The following is a 23,264-nucleotide window of genomic DNA, read 5'->3' as shown; positions in this document are numbered from 1 at the left end:
CTTACCTTCGCCCCTATGATTGCCTTTCCTGCCTGCAAAATCAATATTGGGCTGCAACTGACCGATCGACGGCCCGACGGATTCCATAACCTGCTCTCGGCATTTTACCCCGTTGGCTGGTCAGACGCCCTCGAAATTATTCCGGCCCCGGCTTTCGGCTTCAGCACCAGTGGCTTACCCATTCCCGGCGAATCCAGACCCGGCGCCAACCTGTGCGTACGCGCCTACGAATTGTTGCGTGCCGATCACGAGTTGCCGCCCGTTCAGATGCATCTGCACAAGGTGGTGCCCATTGGCGCGGGTTTGGGTGGTGGCTCGGCCGATGCGGCGGCAACGATCAATTTGCTCAACACGCAGTTCAACCTGAACCTCTCTGTAGATCAACGGGAAGCGTACGCCCGGAAACTGGGTAGCGACTGCGCCTTCTTCGTTCAGAACCGACCGCAATACTGCGTAGAGAAGGGAGATGTTTTCGAGGAAATCGCGCTCGACCTGTCGGGGTATCATATCCTGCTCGTTTACCCGAATTTGGCCATTTCAACCGCCGAAGCCTATTCGGGCGTAACACCTCATCAGCCAGAGGTCCCTCTGAGAACACTATTGGAAGCGCCAATTGACGCGTGGCGCAACACGGTGCACAACGATTTTGAAGACAGCCTATTCCCAAAATATCCCCTACTGGCCGACATAAAACAGCGTTTGTACGACGATGGAGCCGTTTATGCCAGCATGAGCGGAAGCGGATCAACGGTCTACGGCATTTTTTCGGCACCACCGGAGAAAAGTCCACATTTTTCGCGTTACACAGTCTGGAAAGACAAATTGTGAATGAGTGCATGAGCGACGGTCCGACGTATCGGTGAGTGAATAGGCGCTGCATTGGATAAAGTGGTTTTAACAAGCAGCGCCTATTCACTCACCGATACGTCGGACCGTCGCTCATGCACTCATTCACTCATTGACAAAAAGATGAGTCGACTGACAAAGCGGCGGGAGCCGTTCCGGTTTATGGTCTGGTTAGGTATTGGGGGCAGCGTATTGCTGTTCACCGTCTTGCTGGGCATTTATATTGTTCGGCAAACCGGCCCTGGCTGGTCAGACGTGGCCTTGCCCAACGTGTTTGTAATGAGCACACTGGTGATTCTGCTGAGTAGCCTTACGCTGCACAATGCCAATCGGGCGTTTAAACACGAACAGTTCTCGGTATATCGCATCAACATGGCCACCACGCTGGCGCTGGGTACGTTGTTCATTCTGTTGCAGGCATGGGGCTGGCGGCAAATGATTCGATCGGGCGTTGGGCTGGAAGGAAACCCCGCCGGTGGATTCATCTTCATCATTTCGGGGCTTCACCTGTTACATATCCTGATCGGACTGATTTTCATTGCTATCACGCTACTTGAGGCCCTTCGGCGGAAGGCCTACGTAGAGTCGTTCGTATACAGCGTCAACCCACCAAATCAGCTAAAAATCAGACTCATCACGCTTTACTGGCATTTCGTTGATGTACTGTGGATCGTTCTGTTCGTCTTCCTGCTCTTCCACCACCGCGTCGACTGGCGGTTGTAATTGTATTGGTTAATGTGATAACCGTCGGTTGATGTGTAGGGGCGGCCCCTCGCCGAATCGGTTGTGGCCGCCCGCTTTCGGGCGCATCAGCGACCGCCCATAGAGAGATCCTCGTATCTGACTGTTGCGTACAAAGTAATGAAGAACATATACCTATTCAGCGGGTTAGGAGCCGACCATCGAGCTTTTGCCCCTCTTCAACTGACAGGCTTTTCCGTAACACATATTCGCTGGATTCAGCCATTCAGGAACGAATCAATGGAGCAATATGCTCGCCGGCTAACCAATCAGATTACAACCCCAAATCCGACATTAATTGGACTCTCTTTTGGCGGCATGCTGGCAGTCGAAGTAGCTAAACTTATTCCTTCAGAACGTGTAGTACTCCTGGCTTCAGCCAAAACACGTAGCGAAATCCCAGTTTACTTCCGACTTGCAGGAGCGTTGCACCTTCATAAGTTACTACCTGCTAGGTTATTAACTGAGACTAATCGACTCATTTACTGGCTATTCGGCGTAAAAACGAATAGCAACAAAGAACTACTTAGCGACATTCTACATGATACCGATCCCATTTTTCTGAAATGGGCCATTAATGCCATTGTAACGTGGCGAAACGTGGCATTTCCCAATAACGTCTTTCATATTCATGGAACTGAAGACCGTGTCCTGCCGATATGTTTTATACGAAGTTCGGTTCCAGTTATTGGTGGTGGACACCTGATGACACTTGAGTGTGCGCCTGCTATTTCATTGATCCTCCAACAAGTACTAGACTCGTAATAGATTGTTGAGGCATGTTAGGCATCGATTGTAACGTACCCAGCTACAGGCGGCCATGACGGTCCGAGATCGGGCAACCACGATGGGTTGCCCCTACAAATCAACCAACGGCCATGAAACCAACACTCAGCCAATCAATTAATGGTCAGTGGTTAGTGAATCGTAGAAAGCAATGTCGCCCCTATCTTTGCCCTTATGAATTACATTCTTTTCGATGAGCCCACTAGTCGGGCGGCGTTGTTGCCTTTTACGTTTACGCGTCCGGTTGCCGGTGTTCGGATGGGTATCTGGACAATTACTGAAAAGTGGCAGCATTGGCTAAACAGCCCGGTTTCGCACCTGACAGAGCCGTATCTACAGGCTATATTCCCATATAACACTGGGGCCGACAATCTCTATATCAACGGGGCGGTTTGCCCAACCGATGACCTCGTCGCGGCTATACAGGCACTCACCGACGGGCAGGCGCTATTGACTTCTGATGAAACACTCATTGCCGTTCGCACGAATTACCGGCTCGATCAAGCGCCCACGGCTGCTGATTTTTTCCCGGTCTACACGTCCGAAACGCCAGTTATACTTCGCCAACTACCCGATATCTTTGCCCTGAACGGCGATCAGATCAGGGCCGACTTCGCCAAAGTCACCACCGGACGTACCTCGGCACCGCTAATTGACCCGCATACATCCGTTTACGGCGCCGAAAATCTGTTTATTGAAGAAGGCGCTACTATTCGCTCGGCCGTGTTGAACGCCGAAGCGGGTCCGATTTACATCGGCAAAAACGCCACCATCAGCGAAGGGTCAATCATGATTGGTCCATTTGCCCTCTGCGATAACTCGACGGTAAATTGGGGCGGAAAAATGCGTAGTAACACCACCGTTGGCCCCTATTGCAAAGTAGGTGGCGAACTGGGTAACTCTGTTTTGTTTGGCTACAGCAACAAGGCGCACGACGGTTTTCTGGGCAACTCGGTCATTGGCGAATGGTGTAATCTGGGTGCGAACGTCAACAACTCGAACCTGAAAAACGATTACACCAACGTGAAGCTGCACAGCTACGCAACGGGCCAGTTAGAAGATACCGGTCGGCTGTTTTGCGGTCTGATGATGGGTGATTTCACCAAAGCAGGCATCAGCACCCTGTTCAATACCGGCACGGTAGTAGGCGTCAATGTCAACGTGTTTGGTGCGGGTTTCCAGCCCAAACACATTCCGTCGTTTTCGTGGGGGGGCGCGGCCGAAGGCTTCACGGATTATCGCCTCGACAAAGCGATGTACGTTGCCCGCGAAACGGTGGCGCGGCGTGGATTAGCGTTTGGTGAAACCGAAGAAGCCCTGCTAACGGCGATTCATGAAGCCACGCGCAGTCCAGAGTCGAATTAATAACGCGTTCAGATCGGGGTACAGGCGTAGGCTGAGCAACGTCCCCATATAAAGCACCACAATGCCCGCCGACCGCAACGCAATATCGATCAATACCAGCAGTTTGCTTCCCGACAGGTACGTTGGTCGCGAGGCCAGCCACCACACCAGGGCCGCCAGCACAATCACTGCACCGTTACGCCAGGTGAACGGCTGTAACCCAAAAACAGACCAGACAAATCCGGTTCGGGCTGCATTGAATAAAACTGTGGCGATGACGGCACCGATGGCCGCGCCTTCAATGCCGTAGGTACGTATCAGCCCCGGCGTTATAATAATCACGAGCACCATCATGGCAATGTTGAAGACCGAATCCCAGGCGTAGCGGCGCGACGTACCCAGAATCTGCCCATTTACGCCCGTCGACATGTCGACAAGTTTGCCGAAGCCAAGCCACAACACCACAAAGTAACCCGCCTCGTATTCCGGTTTTAGAAATTGGAAAATATTAGGCAGGTTGGCGGCGATACCAACAAAAGCCAGACTGCCGATAACCAATTGGCTCAGGCAGCTTTTGGCGTATATCGATCGGATACTGGTCAGGTTGTTTTCCTTCCACGCATCAGCAATCACCACGCCCGATACCTTATACAGCATGGTAGCCGGTGCGGCAATGACCGACCCAAACGCCGCACTAATACTGTATACACCGGTGCTGGAAAGGCCCTTTGTATCGTTTATCAGCACTTTATCCACATGCTGAATCAACTGTGTAGATAAACCCGTCATCAGCGTGAGCCCAGCATAACGAAGCAACGACCAGCGCAGGTCGGGCGGGAGTTTAAGATGACGGGGTAATAGCGTAAAATGACCATCTCGAATCAGGCTGGCCATCATCAGGAGCAATGAAATCAGGTAGGAACTTAGCCAGCCTGCCAACATTATAGGAAAACTGATCAGTCCCTGCCAGTAGAAGAGCACTGCGCCCAGAAATATAAATCGTTGCAAAAAATCTTTCAGAAACGTACCGGTCACACTATCATAGAGCAGGCGGGCGTAATTGTCGAAGAGACCGAAAAACAGAGTAGCAAAGGTGAGCGGTAACAGCAGCAGGTAATACTCAGAGAACAGGGCCGACTTAGCCCGATTAGCTTCCTGAATCTGGTCTTTGAAAACGAACACAGCAACGGTAGCGAGCGAGAAGCCCACTATCGACAGACTCAGTGACAGCAGCAAAAAGCCGCCATGTCCACGCTCGTAGTTTCGGAAATACGGAAAATAACGTCCGCCTGCACCGTTGATACCCAAATTGGCAAACTGCGTCAGAATGATGGCGTAGCTCATCAACAGACCGATAAGCCCATTCTCATCGGTTGTCAGAATGTTGGGAAGCAGGAGCCCGGTAGTTAAAAAACCGACGATAATTCCTGCATAGGAAAAGCCGGTTCCCAGTAAAGTCTGGCGTTGTATGGAACTCATAGAAAAAAGGAGTCCGTAAATTAACGCCAAAACAACGTACCTACGTCCATGATTCACACAGACGGTATTCCGATCGTTGCCATTCACAGCCGGGCCGAGTGGCGCAACTGGCTGATGGCCAATCACGCCCGTTCGAAAGGCGTTTGGTTGATGAGCTACAAAGCCGCTACCGGCAAACCTACTATAACGTATGCCGAAGGCGTAATGGAAGCGCTCTGTTTTGGCTGGATCGACAGTAAACCCAACAAGTTCGATGAGGAGCGATCACTCCTTTACTACAGTCCCCGCAAACCGCGCAGCAACTGGAGTGGCCTTAACAAAGTCCGAGTAGCCGACTTGATTGAACAGGGGTTGATGACCTCCGCCGGACAGCGCATGATTGATCTGGCTAAAGAAACCGGCACCTGGACCGCCCTCGACGAAGTAGAATCAGTGGTGATTCCAGCCGATTTGCAGGAAGCATTACTGGCTACGCCACCTGCCGAAGAAAACTTTTCTGCTTTCCCGAAATCGACAAAGCAGGGTATTCTGCAATGGATTCTGAACGCCAAACGGCCCGAAACCCGCGCCAAACGCATTCTGGAAACAGCTACGCTGGCGGCGCAGAATATTCGCGCCAATCAATTTGTCAAGAAAACGTAGATGAGAGCCATGGTCATGCTACGCCGTTGAGGCATTAGCCGTTGGTTCTGTTCATCACCGTACCTTTGAGGTATGAACTACATCGAACTACAGCTAACACTTTCGCCCGACTTTGCTGACATCCTCACCGCCGAACTCGCCGAGCTTGGTTTTGAATCGTTTACCGAGACCGACGAAGGCCTGAACGCCTACGTACCTGAAGCCAATTTTAACGCCGATGCCGTAACCGAATTGGTGGCTCGTTATCAGGCTCAAACCGCAATAGCCTACGTGGTTACTTCGTTAGAAAAGAAGAACTGGAATGCGGAGTGGGAACAGAATTACCAGCCTATCGAAGTAGTGACCGATGCAGCGTCAGTGCGGGTGCGGGCGTCTTTCCATGAACCCGACAGCCAATTTACCTACGACCTGCTGATTAACCCCAAAATGTCGTTCGGAACGGGCCACCACGAAACCACGCACATGATGATGCAGCACCAACTGGGGCTCGATCAGGCGGGGAAAACGGTGCTCGACGTAGGTAGTGGAACGGGAATTCTGGCCATTCTGGCCGTAAAACTCGGCGCTGTCGATGCCCTGGCGTTCGATATTGAAGAATGGGCGGTAGAAAATGCTATTGAAAATGCAGCTTTGAATCACTGCCCTCAGGTACGTGTCTTAGGCGGCACAATCGAAGGTGTTCCTGCCGATGAACGCTTCGACGTGGTACTGGCCAATATTAACAGAAACGTATTGCTGGCTGAAATTCCGGCCTACGTGTCGCATTTACAACCCGGTGGTCATTTGCTGGTGAGTGGTTTTTACGAGAACGACGCACCCGATATTACCCAAAAAGCGCTTGAATCGGGCCTGTCGGTTGTGACGCAACTAACGCGCAACCAATGGGCATCGGTGCTTTTCCAGAAATAGACAGTACGCTACGGACGGTGAAACGAACAACGATTAGTTAAGTTAAAATGAAGCGAATAGCCTTTTTACTCTGCTTACTGCTGCCGGTTTTAGCCCAGGCACAAAACGTGAAACTGTCGGATAAACCCGAGCAGTTTTTGCCTGATTTGCAGAAGTTGATGGCCACTGGCGGGCCGGGGGCCTTGCAGGTCGAAAAAGAGTTTGAATCGCTGTGGAGTGAATCGACGCTAACGCCTTCGCAACGCGACCGGCTGATGGTGTTGTGCCGGCAAATGAACCAGAAGCGGTATCAGCCCGCTGCGCATTTTGCGCCACTCCTCGCTTCGTTCTACCACATTGTGTACACGGCAAAACCCGCCGTGAACGCCCCCGATATTGACAACCTGATCACCGTTGCCGAGAAACAATTTGCGCTAAACGACCCCAAGGCCTTTACCAGGGTAATGAGTGCCGCCCGCGATTTTCTGCAACACCGAGCCTTGTACGCCGCCAAATTCAACCAGACTTATCTGCTAGGCGGCACTTTCGCATTTCGCTTCATCGACAAGGCAGGCACTACCTCGCCCGATGAGAACACCACTACGGCGGGGACAGCCAACGCCCCGGTTGTGGCCCCCTCGTCGAACTTCGATGGTTGGGATTCTCCTGTGGGTCTGGATACCACTAAACCCCGCGAAATTGGTGTGGTGTACAAACCCATTCAGCGGCAGCCTATACCGGCAGTATCCGGGGCTGTAGTAACGGTAAACAACGCATTTCTGGCCATTGTAGCCAACGGTGATTCAGCCCTGGTGAGCAATACATCAGGCGATTTTATGCTGAAAGAAGGCGTTTGGGTTGGAAAAGGCGGTACGTTCTCGTGGGCTTTGCAAGGTCGCGAAGACAGGTACGTTACCCTCACCAATTACAGCATGATCGCGATGAACCCCCGCCTAACGGCCGACGATGTGTCGCTGGTGATGGAGAAAGGGGCCAAGCCAATTTTAGGCGTATTTGAGTACCTCAGCAAAAAACGATTCAGCAACGTACCTGACCAATATCCCCGCTTTGCCTCATACCGAAACAACGAAGTGATTCCCGGCCTTGGCTCGGGCATCACCTACAAAGGCGGGCTGGCCCTGGCAGGTATGCAACTGGTAGGCGCTTCGGCAGATGGGCAACCTGCTTTACTGACCGTAGCCGACCGGGCGGGCAAAACCATATTTAAAGCCCTGAGCCGCAAGTTCGAGTTTCGCGATTCGCTGATTACAGCTCCCATTGCCCAATTTACCGGCTACATCGACGTGGCCGACTCTCTCTCCCACCCGGCCATTCAGTTCCGATTCGACAAAACGACGCGGGTGGCCTCGCTGGGCCGTATTGACCGTACCGGCTATGCCCGCGTTCCATTTTCCGATACCTACCACAAATTCTTTATCCAGCCCGAAGTAGTTCGGTGGGACGTCCCCCGGCAAAAAGTCGAATTTTATCAGATCGGGGCTAAACGGGAAGTACCCGTTCGGCTTGAGTCGTTCGATTATTTTCAACCACAGCGCTACTCCGATATTGCCACCGATTACGGCTTTCACCCCCTGCAAATCATTGGCAATTTCATCACTAAAACAAAACAGCAAACCTTCCTCGACGACGACATCATTCGATCGGTACCCAACGTAAGTGCGTCGGCGCTTCGCGGTTCGCTGGGACGTATGTTGCTGGAAGGCTATCTGGAGCAGGACGAACGCTCTAAAATGCTGCGACTAAGCCGGAAAGGAGCGCTCTACATTTTGGCGTATAACGACAAGCGCGACTACGATAATTTCGAGGTCAAGTCGTATTTCAACAGCAATGACTCGGTTCGGAACGCCAGCATTGATCTGGGAAGCAAAGAGAAATACCTCACCGTGCGGGGTGTTGATCGATTCACCATCAGCGATTCGCTGAAGTTGTTTGGCATGCCAACCAACAAAGTGCTGCGCATTGGCAAAGGCCGGTCGCTGGTGTTTACCGGGCAAATGAAATCGGGCAATATGCGCTATAACGGCGTTGACCTTGCCTTCGACTACGACAAGTTTGCCCTCAACATGAATAAGATCGAGTCGATCACCTTCACGCCGCAAAAACTGGCCGATCAGGGACGAAACGACGAGATTGGCGGCGATATCAAGTACGAAAAACCCGGCTCGGTTTTCTTCGCCACCGCCGACAATAAATCGGGCAAAGTAAAAGGCAAGAAGACCACACAGCGACTGGTGATGCCCGAGGGGATGACCGTTTACTTCGATCAGGAAGATCGTGGTGACCGGCGCTATAATCGCAAGGTATATTTCAAGATTCCGGCTATCGACAACGATAGCGTGGGTAAAGGCGACATCTCCTTTGTAGGTACGTTCCACTCCGACGGCATTTTCCCGCCGTTTCAGACCGAGCTAAAAACGATGCCCGACCAAACCCTGGGCTTCACCCATAAGGCCCCGGCCGCAGGTTATCCGCTGTATGGCATGCCTGCTTCGATTGTGAAACTCACGGGCGACCTCGTGATGGACAAAAAAGGTCTTCGCTCCTCTGGCGAACTGGCTCACCTGGCTGCTACCCTATCCAACAAAGACATTCTTTTCATGCCCGATTCGCTGATTGCCACCGGCGAAACCGGGCAGATCGTGGAAGCACAGGCAACGAAAGTGGCGGTAGTGAAACCCAAAAAAGGGCAGAAAGTGGTGCCCAAAGCCGCCGCTGCACAAACGTATTATCCCAACGTAGCGCTGACCAATTTTGGCATGAAGTGGTGGCCCAAAGCGGACAGTATGGTGATTAACACCCAGAAAAACAGCTTTACCTTCTTCAACGCCACCACCAAACTAGAGGGTAATCTCCTGGTGCGGGCTACTGGCCTGTATGGCAACGGTCTGCTGACGCGCACCGACTCGGAAGTAGAATCGGGCAGTATCAAATTCGGAAAAGACGGATTCCAAGCCGAAAACGCCAGACTAAAGATTCAATCGGTAGCCGATATTCGCGGCGTTGCCCCTAAACCCGTATTGCTGGGCACAGGTATCGACGTTGATTTTGATCAGGTAAAAGGCCTTGTCGACATGGCGATCAACCGGGATAATCGAGCCATCGATGATACGCTGGGTTCGAGCATGGAGTTTCCGTATGCTGCTTACCGAACCAGTATCGGACGGGCGCAGTGGAATATGAAAGGCAAGACCATTGCCATGAAAGGCGATGTAAAAACGTCGACGTTTACAGCCACCGGCGAAGAGCAGGAAGGGTTGACCTTCAACGCCGCCGCCGGTTTGTACGATGTTGAAAAAATGACCCTCAACATCAGCGGTGTATCATACATCAACTCGGCCGATGCCCGCATTTACCCCGAAAAGGGCCTGGTCACCATTCGCCGAAACGGAGATATGCTGCCGTTTAAAAATGCGCGTCTGGAACTGGATACCGTTTCCCGATTCCACCGCCTGCGTGATGGTAACATTCAGATTGTGTCGCGTACCCGTTTCTCAGGCGATGCAACGTACCTGTTTGCCAAAGCCAAGGGCGATACCTCGGCCATTAAAATGGGCAGTTTTGAGTTCAAGGAAGCAGACAAAGTGGCGGCTACTCCCGGCAAATCGGTTAGCCGGAAACGCGGTGCCGCCAACGCTAAACCCCTCACAACCTACTACACCGTAGCCCGCGCCGACATTGACGAAAACGACAAGCTGATGCTTACCTCGAAAATGCAGTTCAAAGGCGGCATTCAGATGAAGGCTCCTGAAAAAGACCTGGGACTGGACGGGTTTGTGAAACCGCTCCTGAAAAAGCGCCTCGACCTGATCAGCGGCTGGATTCCATTCAAAGCCAACGTGGTAGAAACAATTGACATTCCGGTTGACGATAAACTCAAAAATGAAGGCGATCAGGTGCTGGTAGCTGGTATTCAGAGTCGATTCGGAAGCCCCGGCATTTATCCCGCTTTTTTATCGCCTAAAGAAGATAACCGCGACGACGATGTTTTTCGGGCAACCGGCGTGATGCGCTATGACGAAAAAGAGAAGACTTTCGTCATCGGCCCTAAAGTAGGCACCGAAGGCCTGAACGACGATTTCGAAAGCAATTTCCTGTTCAACGACGACAAGGGTATCATGACCTTCCGGGGTGCCATGAACCTGATGAGCAGTAAGCCCAACACGTACCTGCTGGCCAGTGGCTCGGCCCGCGTCAACGTCGACAGTGCTACGTACCGAATCAATTCGTTACTGGCCCTGACCTTTGCCGTTCCCGAACAAATCAACGCTGCCATTGCCGGTAAGCTGGTAGAAGGCAACCTGGAAGAACAAAACAGCGATGCGGCCGATGATGATCTTAACCGGCTCTCCGACAAATTACTGCCGTTGATTGGTCAGAAAGCGGTAGACGATTACCGGAACAAGGCGCAGAATCAGCATGTATCGCTGGCACTGGCCTCGCCCAAACTAAACTCGGCCCTGGTTTTATCGAATACCAACCTACGGTGGTCTGAGAAGTTCAACGCCTTCTACAGCATTGGTAAGCTGGGCGTATCGAACCTGCAAAACGTAGATATCAACGCTCAGATGGATGGCCACGTCGAGATCAGGAAAAACGGCAATGGCGATGAGCTCACCTTGTACGTGGCAGCCTCTGACGACGTATGGGCTTTTTACGATTACCACCCCACCGGAAACGGCGGTGGCCAACTGGCTATTATCACCTCGGATCAGGAAACCAACGACAAGCTGACGGCCCTGACCAACAACAGCAAAAGCAAATCGCCACTGGTAATTGTACCCGCCACCGAAGACGAGAAAGCCCTCTTTCTGGAACGTTACGAAGCACAATATCGCGTCCGGGCAAAACCGGTAGCGAAGCCAAAAGCGAAACCCGCTGCCAAGCCCATAGCGGCAGAAACAACGGTTGCCAGCGAAGCCGATGGTTTTGGTGGTGCCGATGAATCGGCTCCGGCGGCTAAACCAGCAAAAAGTAACGCCAAACCGACTAAAGCCGAGCCTGTCCGCGCTACAGCAAAGACACCCGTGGTAAAAGGAAAAGCGGCGGCCACCGACACCACTAAAAAAGCACCGGTTGTAGCCAAGAAAGAACCGGTGAAGAAAGAGCCTAAAAAAGACAAAGAAGACGAAAAAGAAGGCTTTTGAGTAGGCCCTTCCGGTGTTTCTGTTTTATTTATAAAAACAACTCACTTCATGCTCCGATTTCTGCTTACGTGCCTCGTTGCAAGTTCGTTTCTGGCTCTGGCTCCTGCCAAAAAAGTGGCCCTCTTTAACGGTAAAGACCTGACCGGCTGGAAAATATACGGCACCGAAAAATGGTATGTTGATAACGGCGAATTGATCTGCGAAAGTGGCCCCGACAAGCAGTATGGCTACCTGGCTACCGAGCAAACGTATACCGATTTTGATCTATCGGTCCAGTTCAAGCAGGAAGCAAATGGCAATAGCGGCGTCTTTTTTCGCTCCTCTATCGAAGGCACTAAAATCAGCGGCTGGCAGGTTGAAGTGGCTCCCAAAGATCACGACACTGGCGGTATTTATGAATCGTATGGCCGTGGCTGGCTGGAGCAGATTCCGCCCGAAAAAGAAACTATTCTGAAACCTGGCGGGTGGAACACACTCCGTATGCGCGTAGAAGGCGACCATGTGCAAACGTACCTGAACGGAAAGCCAATGGTTGATCTGCACGATGCCAAAATCGGCGCGGCCAAGGGTTCCATTGCCCTTCAGATTCACGACGGCGGCGGCATTAAAGTGCGCTGGCGGAAACTGGTGCTGAAGGAGTTATAGGAACGTCATTTACCTACGGTGTCATCAAGTAGTCATTTATAGTAAAAACAATGAATGACTACTTAATGACCACCTGATGCGCCTCTGTCTGCTCGTTGATACGAAGGCTCGGGTGAACACCGAAACGTTGCTGGTAGAGCCGGGAGAAGTAAGACACTTTTTGAAAACCAACCCGGTACGCCACTTCTTTCACTGTCTTGTAGCGGTCTTCTTCGATCCACTCGTAGGCGGTTTGAAGACGTACTTCCTGCACAAACTGAATAGGCGATAAGCCGGTAAGCGTTTTCAAACGCCGGTAGAACTGACGTTGGCTCATGTTGGTAGCCTCGGCCAAGTCAGTCACCTGAAAGCGGCTGTCCGTTAGTTTGGCAACTACTAGTGCCTGAATATCCTGAATCCAGTTATCGTTGGGAAACGGATTATTTTTTCCCGTCGACTCTTCATCCTCTGGCTCGTCGGGGACTGTCGTTCCCCAGAAAGCACGTTCACGCGCCCGGTCTAGCAAATTCTGAATACGTACCAGCAGTTCATCTTCATCGAACGGTTTTGTCAGGTAATCAGCTACGCCCAGCTTCAAAGCCTGCAACCGCACCTCCTGATTGAACCGGGCAGTGAGCATAATGACCGGAATAGGCCGAAGGGCCGACTGTTTACGAATCATCTGTAGCAACGCGAGGCCGTCCATTTCGGGCATCATCATATCGGTCAGTATTAGGTGCGGTAGCGAATGGCTGGCTTGTTCACTTAACCAGTTCAGGGCATCGAACCCATTACGACACCAGTGGCAGGCATAGTGGGGAGCCAGTAATACCTGAATATAAGTAGCCATATCCGGGTTATCTTCCACGATCAGTATCAGTTCCCGACCAGCGCCTTCCGTTGTTGGCACCAAAAATTCCCGTTCGTTGCCAGGGCTACTTTCGGGCTGTAGCTCTTCATCAGGCAGTGCTATATCCATAGCTACTTTAGGATAGGTAAGCGTAATGGTGCATCCCCTGCCCAACTCGCTATCGATGGTTAACTGCCCCTGCCACAACTGGCAATATTCATGGCAGATGGCCAAACCAATTCCCGTTCCTCCCTGCAACGGTACGTTCGATTTTCCCGATTGATAATACCGCTCCATCACGTGCGGAAGATCGTCGGGATGAATGCCCCGCCCTGTATCTTTCACCGACAAACGAACCAGATCGGCCTCATTACCCAACATAATGGTTATGCTGCCTCCGGCCGGTGTAAACCGTAGTGCATTGGCGATCAGGTTACGGAGCACCGTTTCCAGTTTAGGTACATCGATCAGCATACAAACAGGTTGATCGAAGTTCAGGGTATCGAGCTTAATACCGGCAAAACTGGCTTGAGTAGCGAAAGCAGCAACCGTTCTGTTCACCACAGTAATCAGATTAGCTGGTTGGGAATCGAGTTGAAGTTGACCCGCTTCCAGCTTGCCCAATCCAAGCAGGTCGTTAACCAGTTCCTGAAGCTGCCGGGCATTGCGTTCCATAGTTGCCAACATCCGGTACGTTGCGCCATCTACATCGCGCTTCATCAGGTACGTTAGTGGCCCCAGCAGCAGGGTCAACGGCGTACGGAATTCATGAGTAACATTGGCAAAGAAACGGGATTTAAGCGTTGCGTTCTCCCTGAGTTCGGCCGCCTGCTGTTCAATAATCGATTTATCCTGCTCAATTTGGGCTGTTCGGTGCGACACTTCGGCTTCGAGCCGGATAGTCTCGTTGAGCAACCGCCGATTGCGCCAGCGGAAAATGGCTACCGTAACACCAACAATGGTTAACAAACACAAGAACACAAACCATAGACGCTGATAAATCGGTGGTTCAACAACCAACGAGATGGAGCGTACATTGGAAATCCAATGCCCGTTTAAATTTTGCATCCGCACCTCCAGTTCGTAGGCACCCGGCGGCAATCCGTTGACACGCAGATCAGTCTCTCGTTGCATAGACCACGCATTCTGCCATCCTTTAATTCGGTACCAAAGCTGCGTTTGACCAAGAAAACGGTAGTCTAGCAGGGTAAATGACAACATAAATGCCCGGCTCGACGATTCGATGTGGATGGGTTGCCCAAGTATGTACTCGGCCGTATGATTACCCATGATACCCGTGTTGCCGTCGAGTTGCTGAAACCCCGTCACCACCAGTGGCGCCTTCGTGGCCGTAGTCTCCTGAATCTGGTTAGGCCAAAAAGCAGTTATCCCGTTCAACCCACCCAGATACAACCGCCCATCGGAAGCCTGATAATGAGACGTAAAGTTGAATTCTTCGTGGGTGATACCATCTTTGGGCAGGTACGTCTGAAAACGCCCGGTCTTTTTATTGAAACTGACCAGGCCATAATCGGTTGTCATCCACAGCCGATCTTTATCGCGCCGTTTAGCGGGGTCCGGGTGATCGGTGTAGAGGCAATAGAGCGTTTTGTTCAATAGCCCATCGGCCTGCGTAAACTGCCGATAGCGCCCGGTGGCCCGCTCCCAACGAATAAGCCCACCACCACGCGTCGCCAGCCAGTAAAGACCCGGCTGATCGGGATCGATATGAATGTAGGCAATATGGTTGAACGGCAGGTATTTCGGGCCGGTCTGTTCTACGTTGTACCCGTCAACAATGCCACGCAGTGTATCCAGCACATATAAACCCGACGTTGATGCGACCCAAAAACCATTAACCTGCTTATCGAAGAAGAAGCCATTGATACGATTTTCGGCCAATTCCGGCCATTTGTTGTATCGCGTAAACGGAATATTACGCCGTTTGGCAACATCGAAATAACTGATTCCCTCGTTGTAGCCAAGCCATAGGTTTTGCCGCCCATCGGGTTTAATCGACCAGCACATGTTATTTCCTGTGCGCAAGGGGTATTGCACTATAGTTTTTTTGACTGGGTCAATGCGTGCAATTACGTCAAGAGCACTCCATATGGACCCTCCCGGCGCCGGTGCCACAGGCTGATGATAAAATAGATTTGCTTTTCGAATCGTTTGTGCTGGCATCGCTACTTCATGAGCACCTGTGTTCAGATTAACAAGCCAACTGCCCGCGGCATTAGCCCATAGCCTATTACCGACCTGTATTAATCCGCGGGTAGCTACATCCGCAAAATCGCGGGTATTAGGCGACTGATAAAGGTATCGGGAAAAGCGGTTTGGCGTTAGGGTTAGCAACAACACACCATTATTCGAATTTATCCAAATTCCACCAGTACGATCCACCATCATGTGCTCTAAAACGGGTGCTTGCGTTGCGGAAAACCCCGACGTAGCTAAATCAAACACGACACCCCGCGCCGGGTGCCAGGCAAACAGCGTTCCTTTGCCCCGATACCAGAACAGATCGTGGTAGGCATCATAGAAAATTTCATCATCAGTAATAGCATATACCCGGCCGTTCTGGTTGGCGAATTGTGGAAAGGGGCTACGGTCAAAATTGATGGGCATCTCGGCCAAATGCCCATCAGGCGCCAGGCGGTATAAATAGTTTTTAAGCTGGTTTGGAGTCAGCGCAGGCGCCTGTTGCGGCTTGTCTGAACTTAATACAACATGGTGTAAATAGATGTTTCCCTGCGCATCTGTTCCGATCGCTTTCAGGTATTTAGGTAACGCCTGTTGTTGTAACTGCCTGCCCAGCGAATCGATCTCGAGCAACGAATACTGCGTTTGGGTGCTGTTACTCAGGGTAAGTAACAAGGTTCCTTTCGCCGTTGAGCAGACCTTTTGAATTAAAAGCGATTGGGGCGCGATGTAGATCGCTTGTAGCCTTCCGGGAGCAGCATGCCGGTATATGCGGCTTGTACCCTGTACAACGAGCAATGAATTTACCGATTTGCTGATAATCGACCCACGATGTCCAACTGCCTCAACAGGATATAAGTGCTCTTTAGGCGTGCTCGCTTCGAAGCGAACAGGAAAAGTGGTTACTTTTTGGTCGTCCGCATTCCACCGCTCAAGCCATTGGTCAAGTTCTGAACGACCTTTAAAAAACCACAGATTACCAGACTGGTCAGCACTTATATTGTCTACATAAACGGGTGTCTGCCGCCGGGCGGCAATCACCTTGGCAGGCAATGGCATAAACCGATTACCGTCGAATCGATACGCGTTATCGAGTGTGCCGATCCAGACAAACCCCTGCCCATCCTGACCCATTCCGGTTACCGACCGATTGGGAAGCCCCTGCTCAACCGAGAAGTGCCGCACCTGAACAATGTAGGGCGGATCTGTTGACCGCGCTTTCGGGAACACTGGTTCATTACCAGCCAGACTGCTGGCAATGCGAGTTAGCCCAATGCTCATCAGCAAACAGTAACGAAGACAAATACGGAGGCAATCCACAAAAACAGTATAATAGTTATGTATAAATACTCACTTCAGTAAGTTAGTCTTTATTTTGGCCATTTAGGGGCTACTATTGGCCAAAATGGGAATGCTGTACCTAGCGTACTTTGATTCAGGCAATAATTACTGTGGCTTTAAAGTACGCTCTTTCCTTCAATTACCCAAAGAAATTCCCTCAGTTTGGTGGGGAGTATGAGGGCTACTTCCATATTCGGAAAAATGTCATGGATAATTACCTATAAATTCAATCTAGCTTATATACCACGTTAAGATAACAGCCTAATTTAATCATTGCATGGCCACCGTATTACTGAACGTTTCTCTAACCGACCAGGACTTGGTCAGACGATATCTTCATACAGAAGACCATCGTTATTTTAGTTTGCTCTACTCCCGCCATCGTCAGCGCGTGTACCAAACCTGTTTGTCCTACACCGGCGATGCGGATGAATCGGAAGATTTTGTACAGGAAATTTTTCTACGGCTGATGCAAAAGCTCAGCAGTTACCGGGGAGAAGCTCAGTTTACTACCTGGCTCCGCTCTATTGCGGCCAACTATTGCCTGGACCAGATACGCAAGAAAAAACGCGAACAGGCTGTTTGGTGTAGCTACGAACTCGAACTAGCCTACGGCCCAAGCTGGACACTGATCAACGAGGAGCAATGCAACTATACCTATGAGCGCATGCTGAATCAGTTACCAATCATGCAGCGCGAACTGCTCTACAGCAAATACAAGGATGGAGCCTCGATCAATGACATTGCTATTCGGCAGGGGCTGACGCCCAGCGCGGTAAAAATGCGAATAAAAAGGGCGCGGGAACTGGCAGGAAACATATATAAGCAACTGCAGGCCGAAGAAGACTACCACTAGTGGGTTGCTGTAAAAGGAAGATGACCAACAAGCGTCTGAGCCGTAATTTTGTAAGGTGTCACAACAGCCCGGTAACCTAAACCGGGTTGTTTGCGTTTGCAGAGTGGCTACGCAACGTAACGACCAGTCAACGACCTACTATATTATGGACTACATCGATTATTACAAGGTGTTGGGGGTTCCGAAAACAGCTACCGAAGAAGAAATAAAGAAAGCATACCGTAAACTAGCCCGCGAGCTACACCCTGATCTGAATCCGGATGATGCGGAGGCCAGCAAAAAATTCCAGCAACTCAACGAGGCCAATGAGGTGCTGAGCGATTCGGGAAAACGCAAAAAATACGATCAGTACGGAAAAGACTGGCAACATGCCGATCAGTTCGAACAAGCCCAGCGGCAACAACGTACCCAATACAGCGATACCCGGCAGCGTACGGGCGGGAGCTACTCAGCGGGCGGATTCGGCGACGATAGTTTTTCCGATTTCTTTTCATCGATGTTTGGCTCTGATAGTGGTCCACAAAGCAGCCGCCAACAAGCCATGTATCGCGGGCAGGATTACCAGGCTGAACTACGCCTAAGTCTTCGCGAAGCCTACACGACGCATAAGCAACCACTCACGGTAAACGGTAAAAGCATTAATATCACCATCTATGCCGGTGTTGAAAATGGCCAGAAGATAAAGCTTTCAGGTTATGGGGCACCGGGCATCAATGGTGGGCCAAACGGCGATCTGTATATCACCTTCTCGGTAGACGATGATCCCCGTTATAAACGGCAGGGAGACGACCTCGTTGTTACGGAAGAGATTGATCTGATAACTGCTTTGTTGGGAGGTGATCAGATTGTAGAAACGCTTGCGGGTCAAGTGAAGGTGGCCGTAAAGCCAGAAACCCAGCCCGGAACGAAAGTACGTCTTAAAGGAAAAGGATTCCCGCTCTACCGCCTGGAATCTACCTTCGGCGACCTTTACGTGCAGTGGCAGGTTAAATTACCAACCAACCTGACCGATTCACAAAAAGAGCTGATTCGCGAAGCACTTACCCGCTGATCAACCATTTTTGTGAATCGGTCTGCTAGTTTATACGGTTTCTACACCGGCTACAAGCTTGAAATCGTCCCAGAAAGACGGATATGATTTGGCAACCACACCCGGCTCTTCGATGATAACGGGGCGGAGCATGGCAATGGGCGCAAATGCCATAGCCATCCGGTGATCGTCGTAGGTCTCAATTGTCACTGGTTCGGTACTGGTCAGTGAGGCAGAACGTACCTCGTAACGGTCGTTGGGCACTACCTCTACCAGATCACCGCCAAATTTTCGTAGCTCGTTCTGGATAGCCACAACCCGATCGGTTTCCTTTATTTTCAAGCTTTCGATTCCCGTAAATGTGGCAGGAATACCTTTCAAGGCGCAACAAACGGCTACGGTCTGCGCCAGATCAGGGCAGTTGGTGAAATCGACGGTGAGTTGATCGGCGGCGTCTTTTTTGGTGAGCCGGAAACCCCGGCCCGTATACGTGGCCTGCACCCCCAGTTGATCCATAATGCCCACAATAGCGCTATCACCTTGCAACGACTGCTCTTTCAGACCCAGCAGTTCAATATCGGCATCAGCAGCCAGGGCTACGGTGCTAAACCAGTAACTGGCCCCCGACCAGTCTGATTCGATAGCGTAGGCCGTTGGCTGATACGTACCGGCAGGTATCTGAATGGTTTGTGCTTCCCAATCGGCGGTGGCCTTTACGCCAAATACCGCCATCTGTTGCAGGGTCATGGTCATATAGGGCACCGAACCCAATGTACCTGTCAGTTGAAGCGTAAGGCCAGTGGGTAAATACGGAGCCAACATGGCCAGGGCCGAAATGTACTGGCTACTCACATCACCCCGAATGCTCAACGTATTCACACCTGTCGATTGAAAACCAGCGGTTTGCAGGGGCGGATACCCATCCTGACCCAGGTACGTTATGTCGGCTCCCAACGTGCGCAGGGCCTCAACCAGTAATCCGATGGGGCGTTCACACATGCGGGGCGTACCGGTCATGATTTTTGTTTGACCCGTCAGCGCGAAGTAAGCCGTCAGGAAACGCATGGTTGTGCCCGCATCGAGTACGTCGGCAGTGGGAGCCTCGACGTCGCGGAGCAAACGGATCATTGTCTGCGTGTCGCGGGCGGTGGAAAGATTATCGAGTTGGCAGCGGAAGCCAGTAAGCGCATCGAGAATCAGCGCGCGGTTACTTTCACTTTTCGAAGAGGCCAGCGCAATAGTAGCCCGAATGGGCTGCGTAGGGGGCGTTAGTAAGAGGGCATTCATCCTGCAAAAGAACGCAATTTCCAGCTACGACTCCGTGGCTTTGCGGCAGGATTTACGGGAAATCCAAGATTTTACGAAACTCACGGTAAAATCACTGGTCGTTGTTGTTTTACAGATCAGGTCCGAAAAACAGTCGGAAAAACCTACAATAGTGGGTAAACCGCTTTTTTGTGTTGCGGAATACTAGCCGTCATGAGCCAGAATTGCTGAAGTTGCAACACCGTGCGCGTGAGATCGGCGTACTGATTTGGCTTGGTGATGAATGAGTTAGCCCCCAGTGAGTACGCCCGGGTAACGTCCTCGCGCTGACTTGATGTTGTCAACACCAATACGGGCATTGTTTTATACGCGTCGTGAGCCCGTAAATGGCTCAGCGTCTGAAACCCATCCATGATCGGCATATTCAGATCGAGCAATACCAGGGTGGGGCGTTGCGCGGAAGAAGCCAACTGATTGATTAACTCTTCACCGTTGGTAAAGAAGACAAGATCACACGACATACCCGTAGAGGCAAAGGCCGTTTTGAGGAGGAACTGGTCATCCTCATCGTCTTCTGCCACAAAGATGGTATGCTCACTCATGTCCCCTTGCTTTATAGGTTAACTATTTACGTATAAAGGTACCGGTACCCCCTCGAAAAGTCAAGTCTCACATACGTCATTTCTTAATAATTAATACTTACTTAATGCAATAGATACGGCCGACTTTTAATCAGTTGGTCCACAACACTTTAAGCCTATTCCGGTCATTGATGGAATAGCTTCGGTGCGATAATTTGTAGCATACTGCCCCGCCCAGTAGCAACAGCCCACCCGGCACCAACGCTTTTCTGTCGAACAGAAACCGTCCGCTGCGCCCATCCAGGCTTCGTGGGTTCACAAAGTCGGCAGCCACAAAGATGACCGCCGCCACCGGTAGCAGATAACCTAATTCACTCACAAAGGGAATACGCTGATTCAGGTACACGCGCTTTACATCGACCAGTGGAAACGAGAGAGGCTGCGCCTGATCGTACAGTTCATTCTGAAAGGCAATGGTAAAAGCGGTATCGCTCACCGCCGTAAGTGGGTACCGGTACTTGTCTCCGTCTGATTTGGCCCGGAAGGCCATGGTTTCGCCAGGAAAGATTCGGTAGCGCCGAAACCGACCGAACGTACCTGTGACATCGATCGATAAGTACCGATTTTTCGATACGCGTTTAACCTGTCCGTCAACGGCAGGCAGGGTATCAGTGGCCAACTGCTCAGGGCGTGGGTCGGGCTCCTGCATCCGTACCCCCGGCACGGTAGCGGGCTGAGCCAAACTAGTCTTTATACTCGAAAGGGCAATACCAGCCAGTAATAAAACGTGCAGCTTCTTCATACGTGTAACCAGTTATACGTGTTCAACGCGGTTCACGGAAGAAAGGTTATAGTAACACTATTCCGAAAAGGCTACTACTTACTGACGCCGCCCGATACAATCAACTTCATAGCTTCGGCGCTCGACAGGTTCAATAGCCTGATGTTTTCGGCAGGTACAATATACAATTCACCCGAGAATGCGTAGGAATGTGGACAGTAGACCATCACCGAGTCGGAAAGGTTGAAATGGCTCAGGTCTGTTTGCGTAATAAATCCGATTTTCTGAATACCCGACTCCCGGTTCATCATCACCAATACGGGCTGGTTAAACTTTTTCTTATCGCCAACAAAGGCCGAAATCAGGTCTTTAACTGAGAAATAAATCAGACTAACCAACGGTAAATGGCGGATAGACCCCTCGAAAAGCGACGCCACCGATTGCGGAATCACCGTTGAAATCAGCAAACCCGACGCCAGTATGATGCCGGTCATAATCAGAAAACCGATGCCAGGGATATGAAACGGCACCAGTCCATCTACCCAAACAAACACCCCATAAAGCATGTAGATAGTCAGTCCTAGCGGAGCAATAGCCAGTAATCCCCGTCCAAAATAAGCCAATAAGCGACTGGTAAATTTGTTAGTCATAGCACAAAAATAAGGTCCAATGGTCAAGGTCTAATGTCCAAGCTGCTCGATCCTGACACTAAATGGTACATAGTTGGAAACCTTGAACGTTAGACCTTGACCATTGAACCTTATTTTTACACCATGATTCATGCCAAGCAGTTGCGCTCGTTTACGGAGCAGATTTTTCAGGCCATTGGTTGTTCGGAGGCCGACGCCCAATTAGCCGCCGATGTACTGGTTTCTGCCGACCTGCGCGGCGTCGATTCGCACGGGGTTGCCCGGTTGGCCGGGTACGTTCGCCTGTACGACAATGGCCGACTAAACCCCACTCCTGCTATCAGCATTGTGCACGAAACGCCCTCTACCGCTGTGGTCGATGGGGATCGGGGGCTGGGGCTGGTTGTTGGGCCATGGGCCATGCGGGTAGCTATTGAGAAAGCACGTGTGGCCGGCACAGGTTGGGTAGCGGTCCGCAATTCAAACCACTTCGGCATTGCCGGTTATCATGCCCTACTGGCCGCTGAGCACGATATGATCGGGCAGGCCATGACCCACGCCGCGCCACTGGTTGCACCTACGTTTTCGTTAGACAAACTCCTGGGAACTAACCCCATAGCCGTTGCTATTCCAGCGGCAACAGAACCTACTTTCCTTGCCGATTTTGCCTCAACAGCAGTGGCGTATGGCAAGCTCGAAATTCTGCAACGTAAAGGGCAGGATATTCCGCTCGGCTGGGCACAGGACGCCAATGGTAACCCGACCACCGATGCTAATGCCGTAAAAAATGGCGGGGCCCTCCTACCCCTCGGCTCCGACCGCGAACATGGTAGCCATAAAGGCTACGGCCTGGGTGCCATTGTCGATATTTTTTCGGGTGTGTTGTCGGGTGCCAACTACGGCCCCTGGGTTCCGCCTTTCGCCACGGCGGGTTTCATGCAGGCAAACGAAGGTGTGGGGTCGGGAACAGGCCACTTTTTCGGGGCCATGCGCATCGACGCCTTCCGCCCAGCCGACGATTTCAAGCAACATATGGATACCTGGATTCAGCGCTTCCGGTCGGCCAAATCCGTTGAGGGACAGCAAGTTTTGGTTCCCGGTGACCCCGAACGAATGCTCGAAGCCGACCGACTGCAAAACGGAATTCCAGTCCATGAAACGGTGGTCAAAACACTGGAAGAACTCGGTGAGCGGTTCGGTGTGACGTTGTAAA

Annotated in this window: 17 protein-coding genes; 11 read left to right on the top strand and 6 right to left on the bottom strand. The window is 51.4% G+C overall.

Annotated features, from left to right (window positions below):
- Window positions 1-15: 15 nt before the first annotated feature.
- The 4 genes from ACAW87_RS01385 to ACAW87_RS01370 all read left to right on the top strand — a co-directional run bounded on the left by ACAW87_RS01385 (window position 16) and on the right by ACAW87_RS01370 (window position 3,738).
- Entirely contained in the window at window positions 16-828 is an 813-nt protein-coding gene (locus tag ACAW87_RS01385; protein WP_370721352.1) for a 4-(cytidine 5'-diphospho)-2-C-methyl-D-erythritol kinase, read from the top strand.
- Window positions 829-969: 141 nt separating this feature from the next.
- On the top strand, window positions 970-1,569 hold the full coding sequence (locus ACAW87_RS01380) for a cytochrome c oxidase subunit 3 (RefSeq protein ID WP_370721351.1): 600 nt from the start codon (window positions 970-972) through the stop codon (window positions 1,567-1,569).
- Between the two features lie 138 nt (window positions 1,570-1,707).
- The gene (locus ACAW87_RS01375) at window positions 1,708-2,352 is read left to right on the top strand and encodes an alpha/beta hydrolase (RefSeq protein WP_370721350.1); all 645 of its coding nucleotides are present in this window, start codon (window positions 1,708-1,710) and stop codon (window positions 2,350-2,352) included.
- Between the two features lie 195 nt (window positions 2,353-2,547).
- Window positions 2,548-3,738 (top strand): putative sugar nucleotidyl transferase, encoded by a 1,191-nt coding sequence (locus ACAW87_RS01370; protein ID WP_370721349.1) that lies wholly within the window; start codon window positions 2,548-2,550, stop codon window positions 3,736-3,738.
- Here ACAW87_RS01370 and ACAW87_RS01365 read toward each other — a convergent pair.
- The gene (locus ACAW87_RS01365; RefSeq protein ID WP_370721348.1) at window positions 3,694-5,196 is read right to left on the bottom strand and encodes a lipopolysaccharide biosynthesis protein; all 1,503 of its coding nucleotides are present in this window, start codon (window positions 5,194-5,196) and stop codon (window positions 3,694-3,696) included. The two genes, ACAW87_RS01370 and ACAW87_RS01365, sit on opposite strands and share 45 nt — an antisense overlap.
- Before the next feature lie 48 nt (window positions 5,197-5,244).
- Here ACAW87_RS01365 and ACAW87_RS01360 point away from each other — a divergent pair, with 48 nt between their 5' ends.
- The 4 genes from ACAW87_RS01360 (at window position 5,245) to ACAW87_RS01345 (ending at window position 12,536) form a co-directional block, all read left to right on the top strand.
- A complete protein-coding gene (locus ACAW87_RS01360) occupies window positions 5,245-5,838 on the top strand; it encodes a YdeI/OmpD-associated family protein (protein ID WP_370721347.1) in 594 nt (197 codons plus the stop codon).
- Window positions 5,839-5,910: 72 nt separating this feature from the next.
- Complete coding sequence (prmA, locus tag ACAW87_RS01355) at window positions 5,911-6,747, top strand: 50S ribosomal protein L11 methyltransferase (protein WP_370721346.1); 837 nt, start codon at window positions 5,911-5,913, stop codon at window positions 6,745-6,747.
- Window positions 6,748-6,794: 47 nt separating this feature from the next.
- Window positions 6,795-11,891 carry a hypothetical protein gene (locus tag ACAW87_RS01350; RefSeq protein ID WP_370721345.1) on the top strand — a complete coding sequence of 1,699 codons (5,097 nt, stop codon included), beginning with the start codon at window positions 6,795-6,797 and terminating at the stop codon, window positions 11,889-11,891.
- A gap of 48 nt (window positions 11,892-11,939) precedes the next feature.
- Complete coding sequence (locus ACAW87_RS01345; RefSeq protein WP_370721344.1) at window positions 11,940-12,536, top strand: 3-keto-disaccharide hydrolase; 597 nt, start codon at window positions 11,940-11,942, stop codon at window positions 12,534-12,536.
- A 58-nt stretch (window positions 12,537-12,594) separates the two neighbouring features.
- Here ACAW87_RS01345 and ACAW87_RS01340 read toward each other — a convergent pair whose 3' ends face one another.
- Window positions 12,595-16,848 carry a hybrid sensor histidine kinase/response regulator transcription factor gene (locus ACAW87_RS01340; RefSeq protein ID WP_370721343.1) on the bottom strand — a complete coding sequence of 1,418 codons (4,254 nt, stop codon included), beginning with the start codon at window positions 16,846-16,848 and terminating at the stop codon, window positions 12,595-12,597.
- A 337-nt stretch (window positions 16,849-17,185) separates the two neighbouring features.
- On the opposite strand from ACAW87_RS01340, the gene ACAW87_RS01335 reads away from it, so the two are divergent.
- Window positions 17,186-17,764, top strand: a complete 579-nt coding sequence (locus tag ACAW87_RS01335) for an RNA polymerase sigma factor (protein WP_370721342.1) — start codon at window positions 17,186-17,188, stop codon at window positions 17,762-17,764.
- A gap of 145 nt (window positions 17,765-17,909) precedes the next feature.
- Window positions 17,910-18,815 carry a DnaJ C-terminal domain-containing protein gene (locus tag ACAW87_RS01330; protein ID WP_370721341.1) on the top strand — a complete coding sequence of 302 codons (906 nt, stop codon included), beginning with the start codon at window positions 17,910-17,912 and terminating at the stop codon, window positions 18,813-18,815.
- Window positions 18,816-18,845: 30 nt separating this feature from the next.
- Here the strand turns inward: ACAW87_RS01330 and ACAW87_RS01325 are convergent, their stop codons facing one another.
- The 4 genes from ACAW87_RS01325 to ACAW87_RS01310 all read right to left on the bottom strand — a co-directional run bounded on the left by ACAW87_RS01325 (window position 18,846) and on the right by ACAW87_RS01310 (window position 22,072).
- Window positions 18,846-20,081, bottom strand: a complete 1,236-nt coding sequence (locus ACAW87_RS01325) for a 3-phosphoshikimate 1-carboxyvinyltransferase (RefSeq protein ID WP_370721340.1) — start codon at window positions 20,079-20,081, stop codon at window positions 18,846-18,848.
- Between the two features lie 143 nt (window positions 20,082-20,224).
- A complete protein-coding gene (locus tag ACAW87_RS01320; RefSeq protein ID WP_370721339.1) occupies window positions 20,225-20,662 on the bottom strand; it encodes a response regulator in 438 nt (145 codons plus the stop codon).
- Between the two features lie 130 nt (window positions 20,663-20,792).
- On the bottom strand, window positions 20,793-21,443 hold the full coding sequence (locus ACAW87_RS01315; RefSeq protein WP_370721338.1) for a hypothetical protein: 651 nt from the start codon (window positions 21,441-21,443) through the stop codon (window positions 20,793-20,795).
- Between the two features lie 74 nt (window positions 21,444-21,517).
- Entirely contained in the window at window positions 21,518-22,072 is a 555-nt protein-coding gene (locus ACAW87_RS01310) for a DUF502 domain-containing protein (RefSeq protein ID WP_370721337.1), read from the bottom strand.
- A 123-nt stretch (window positions 22,073-22,195) separates the two neighbouring features.
- On the opposite strand from ACAW87_RS01310, the gene ACAW87_RS01305 reads away from it, so the two are divergent.
- On the top strand, window positions 22,196-23,263 hold the full coding sequence (locus ACAW87_RS01305; RefSeq protein WP_370721854.1) for an Ldh family oxidoreductase: 1,068 nt from the start codon (window positions 22,196-22,198) through the stop codon (window positions 23,261-23,263).
- The last annotated feature ends 1 nt before the right edge of the window (window position 23,264 follow it).

Origin of the sequence: Fibrella aquatica (genome assembly GCF_041321135.1) — a bacterium.
GTDB lineage: Bacteria > Bacteroidota > Bacteroidia > Cytophagales > Spirosomataceae > Fibrella > Fibrella aquatica.
The sequence above is the reverse complement of the archived record's forward strand: the minus strand, read 5'-3'. Positions and strand labels throughout refer to the sequence as shown.

Coding starts and splice junctions, on each gene's coding strand:
- ACAW87_RS01385 (WP_370721352.1), top strand. CDS start 16: ATGATTGCCTTTCCTGCCTGCAAAATCAATATTGGGCTGCAACTGACC.
- ACAW87_RS01380 (WP_370721351.1), top strand. CDS start 970: ATGAGTCGACTGACAAAGCGGCGGGAGCCGTTCCGGTTTATGGTCTGG.
- ACAW87_RS01375 (WP_370721350.1), top strand. CDS start 1,708: ATGAAGAACATATACCTATTCAGCGGGTTAGGAGCCGACCATCGAGCT.
- ACAW87_RS01370 (WP_370721349.1), top strand. CDS start 2,548: ATGAATTACATTCTTTTCGATGAGCCCACTAGTCGGGCGGCGTTGTTG.
- ACAW87_RS01365 (WP_370721348.1), bottom strand. CDS start 5,196: ATGAGTTCCATACAACGCCAGACTTTACTGGGAACCGGCTTTTCCTAT.
- ACAW87_RS01360 (WP_370721347.1), top strand. CDS start 5,245: ATGATTCACACAGACGGTATTCCGATCGTTGCCATTCACAGCCGGGCC.
- prmA (WP_370721346.1), top strand. CDS start 5,911: ATGAACTACATCGAACTACAGCTAACACTTTCGCCCGACTTTGCTGAC.
- ACAW87_RS01350 (WP_370721345.1), top strand. CDS start 6,795: ATGAAGCGAATAGCCTTTTTACTCTGCTTACTGCTGCCGGTTTTAGCC.
- ACAW87_RS01345 (WP_370721344.1), top strand. CDS start 11,940: ATGCTCCGATTTCTGCTTACGTGCCTCGTTGCAAGTTCGTTTCTGGCT.
- ACAW87_RS01340 (WP_370721343.1), bottom strand. CDS start 16,848: ATGAGCATTGGGCTAACTCGCATTGCCAGCAGTCTGGCTGGTAATGAA.
- ACAW87_RS01335 (WP_370721342.1), top strand. CDS start 17,186: ATGGCCACCGTATTACTGAACGTTTCTCTAACCGACCAGGACTTGGTC.
- ACAW87_RS01330 (WP_370721341.1), top strand. CDS start 17,910: ATGGACTACATCGATTATTACAAGGTGTTGGGGGTTCCGAAAACAGCT.
- ACAW87_RS01325 (WP_370721340.1), bottom strand. CDS start 20,081: ATGAATGCCCTCTTACTAACGCCCCCTACGCAGCCCATTCGGGCTACT.
- ACAW87_RS01320 (WP_370721339.1), bottom strand. CDS start 20,662: ATGAGTGAGCATACCATCTTTGTGGCAGAAGACGATGAGGATGACCAG.
- ACAW87_RS01315 (WP_370721338.1), bottom strand. CDS start 21,443: ATGAAGAAGCTGCACGTTTTATTACTGGCTGGTATTGCCCTTTCGAGT.
- ACAW87_RS01310 (WP_370721337.1), bottom strand. CDS start 22,072: ATGACTAACAAATTTACCAGTCGCTTATTGGCTTATTTTGGACGGGGA.
- ACAW87_RS01305 (WP_370721854.1), top strand. CDS start 22,196: ATGATTCATGCCAAGCAGTTGCGCTCGTTTACGGAGCAGATTTTTCAG.